Genomic DNA, 3,746 nt, shown 5'->3' on the forward strand with positions numbered 1-3,746 from the left:
CCAGCTTGCCGATACCATAGAAACCGGCGAAGAAGGCAAAACCGTTGAGGCCGATAATAGCGCCGGCAGCAAAGCCAGCACCGGCCATCTTTACCACCACGTACACGCCAGCAAAAGCTTTGAAGCGGGCAGCAACACAGACAAAGACGGTAAGAGCAAATCTAAAGACCAAGCTGGGCAGCAAAAAATTATCCTGCTACATGGGGAAGATGGCGTTGCCATTACCAGCCCGCAAAGCCAAACTATCTCGGCAGGCACAAACCTAGATCAAATCGCCCAGCGCGACACCAATCAAACCTCTGGCCGCCGCTGGATACATAACGTAGGCCAGCATATCAGCCTGTTTGTGGCAGGTGTAAAAGATAAAGTTGCGTTAAAACTGATCGCTGCCAAAGGCAAAATCCAGTTGCAAGCGCAGAGCGACGATATTGAAATCACGGGGGATAAAGACCTAAAAGTCACGGCTTGCAAAGGGCTGATCAGCATTTCGGCTAAAGATGAAATTTTAGTTACGGCGGGTGGCGGCTATATCCGGCTAAAAGGCGGCGATATCGAGATTCATTGCCCTGGGGAAGTGAGTATTAAAGGTGCTAATCACGATATAAGTGGGCCGGCGAGCATGTCACCTGCTATGCCATCATTTAAGCCACCACAGCCTTGCAATTTTCAAGCAGCAGATGCCGCTCAGTCTGGTGCAGCAAGTGTTCCATATCCTAGCGCTGCGAGTAATTAATGGCATATTCATTAGAAAACATATTAAGGGGCGGTAGCGTACAAGGATTTTATTTGTTAATGGATCGTTCACAGGCAAATCCATTCCTTGACGGTGCTGCAGAAAGCTATTTTCCAAATAATGCAGTTCATGTGATTGATGATCGTTTTTTTGCACGAAATATCGATCATGCGCCTGTTTTGATTGATTTGTCCCTGTGCCCTGATTTTGATTCACAGTTGCGTGAAGAGTGGTTTGATTTAGGCGCTAAAGGATTTGATAAATCAATTAGGCAAGGTGGTCATTCATTGGTGAGCGCATGGTTATATTCATCGCAGCCGGTTGAAAAAATTGTGGCACATTTAAAAAAATTATGCGCACACAGACATCCATCTGGAGAAATGCATCATTTACGGTTTTATGATCCAAGAATTACCTCTGTATTAGATGAGTATTTAGATGGCAATGATAAGTTAAGATTGCTTGGCCCTATAAATGAATGGTGGTATCCAGTTTTTTCCGGAGAGTGCCAGTGTATTACTAGTGCTGTAGAGGTGGATAGCCTGACAGGACTAAATATAAGTAATGATATTTGGGATAGGCTTGATTGTTCAAGTTCTTACCATAAATTAATTCATGTGCTGGTTGGGCTAAATGAATTACACCCAGAGCTGATTAAATTTGAAAAGCTACCTCTTTATGAAGAGGTCTATCAAAATTTTCAATTAGCAAGTTTGGCGGGGTGGAATAAGAACGAAGAAGAAATGATTGGATGCGCTGTGCTTTGGCACCTTTTGGGGCAAGACTGCCAAGATAAATTGCCTGATGTTGCCAATGAGCTGCAACAATACCGAATTGCGGGCCGCCCAACCTTAACAGAATGGTTAACATTCGCAGGCGAAGCGTTTTGGAGCCAACAAATAAATGCGTTGCATAAATAATAAGGGATGAATAAGTGGCTGAGCAGATAACTGAGTGTAAAAATAAATTTTGCGGCAAAAAAGGCTTAATGATTTTACCATTGCGCTACGCCTTGGCTGCCCATGTGGGCGGCTACGCAGATTTTCCTGAATTAAGCGGCACACTTGGTCAAGGTGTTACAGATAAAAAATTAAAGAATGCCGCATATACAGTGCGAATGCTCCGTCATGGTTATTTATATGTAATGACCGACAGAACTAAAAAACTAAAATGGGAAAGTGCTTGGGCGGTTAATAGTGAAGGATATATCTCGTCGATTCCTTTAGGAGCAGCCACACCTCCGCCATCATTTAGCTGTGCGCCTGAAACTCATGGTGTAAACGCATCAATGATTTCAATTGAAAATGCAAAAGAAGTCACAGAGGTTAGGATTTTGTTTTTGCCTGATCCGCTGACTTTGTCTGCGTTAAATAAAATAGAAAAAGATAAAGTACTGAGTGATAAGTTACAAAAGTTTAAAGCGAAACCAGTCAGTCAGGATCACGCACTTTTACCTACTGAAATCGCAAAAAAAGTGATGGAGTTTCGCTCCGTAGAAATTTCTGAAAAACGCCTAGCTAGGCTTTTTAATAATCACCTTCACCCCGCATTAAGTGCAGGTGCTGTTTATGAGAAAAACGTTCCCTACCCTTTTGCTGCTCGGCTTAAAAATATATCTGCAGATTTAATTGCAAAAAAAGGGATAGCTGTCGTCTTGCATGACCCAATTGGTTTGACTCAGGAGTTAGGTCGGTGGACTAACTCTGTTATGTATCCATTAAACGAATTAATGGAGAAAAAAGATCCACTATATGGTATTAAAAATGAAAAGTTAATTTCAATTATCGATGCTGTTTCTGCCGCAGAACAGGCCATAAAAAATAATGCATTGATAAGAAAAGAGCCAAAAAAAGGGACAACTGCAGAAGAAATCATAAAAAGAGGCTCGATGCCGGCGACTTATGGAAACTACAGCAACGCCTCTATCTATCAGAATGATGCTGATTATAATCGGGCTAAAGATGAGTGGTATAAAAACACCAAGGCAATAGAAAAGATTGGCGATAGTGCGTGGAATAAATATGGAACGCGCTTGCTCAAAAAGGAAGTGTACGAAGGAACGCGCAATATTTTCAATAATTTGGCGGCTAAAAGCGATGCTCAGCATGCGGAACGCAGCTTGGACTGGCTGCTGTGGCTTAATTCGTCTTTATTGCACGATACACTGGCATTTTATGATAATGCGCATTTAGAAAGTTGTGGCGCTTATGCATCGCATGTGGGCCTATGTATTCATGGCTTAAATGGCAGCGAGCCAGGAGTAAAGTGGCTAACTGAGCAAGCCAATGCAAAAAAAATTGCGCCGGGCACTTTACTATTAAATGGCCTGATGCTGAATAATAAAAAAAGTATGGATGCCTTTGTTGCCGCTGGCGGATTAAGCGGTACACCTTTGCCGTTTGATAAACTTCAGGAGGGTGGAAAAGGCCTGACTGATGCATGGAATAATATTAAAGGGGTTGTTGAACATAACCAAAACACAGGAAATGCGGGGCAAATGGGGGGAATTAGCCTGCTTATTATGCAGGCGGGCAGCGTTATGCTGGCTAATATGCCTGGGGGTAAATTTATTGACAAACAGGTCATGGCTTCCAGCACCATGCAAAAGCTATTAAAACTGAGTTTGGGCAAGATTTTAGATAAAAATATGGCAGAATTTTATCCTGATCCTGCCATCCATGCGGCCAGATCAGCCCTTGTACATCAGGCCCAAAGGGATCAAATCAATAAGGTTCTGACCCAAGGAAGTGGCTCATCTCAGATGAATGGTGTGCGCTTTGGTACGGTGATTGCGCTATTAGAGCTGGCAAATATTTTATTAAAAAGCAAAAGCATGGCGAAGGACTCTACCCCTAGGGCAAGAGCAGAGTTAACCGCTGCCACCTTGGGCCTGCTTGCTGTTGTAAGTGAGCTAAGTAGTGGCGTTTGTGAGCAGTTGGCAAAGAGCAGTGACCGCGCCTTAAGTAGCAGCGCCATGGTCGGTGTGGGTGCGCTTAAGCTGGCTGCTGGTGCA

General features: G+C 43.5%; 3 protein-coding genes. All 3 read left to right on the forward strand.

Annotation, left to right across the window (positions count from 1 at the left end; genetic code table 11):
* A partial coding sequence (locus tag Q0R17_RS11765) for a DUF2345 domain-containing protein (RefSeq protein WP_293935442.1) occupies positions 1–733 on the forward strand: 733 nt, incomplete at its 5' end.
* A complete protein-coding gene (locus Q0R17_RS11770; protein WP_293935445.1) occupies positions 733–1,653 on the forward strand; it encodes a DUF4123 domain-containing protein in 921 nt (306 codons plus the stop codon). The genes Q0R17_RS11765 and Q0R17_RS11770, both read left to right, overlap by 1 nt.
* A gap of 14 nt (positions 1,654–1,667) precedes the next feature.
* Positions 1,668–3,746: T6SS effector BTH_I2691 family protein (locus Q0R17_RS11775; protein WP_293935447.1), on the forward strand; the 2,079-nt coding region annotated here is incomplete at its 3' end.

The organism is Iodobacter sp. (assembly GCF_025352645.1).
Taxonomy (GTDB): Bacteria; Pseudomonadota; Gammaproteobacteria; order Burkholderiales; family Chitinibacteraceae; genus Iodobacter.

Bases quoted from the DNA above. Each gene is read 5' to 3' on its own strand.
- Q0R17_RS11770 (WP_293935445.1), top strand. From the start codon at position 733: ATGGCATATTCATTAGAAAACATATTAAGGGGCGGTAGCGTACAAGGA.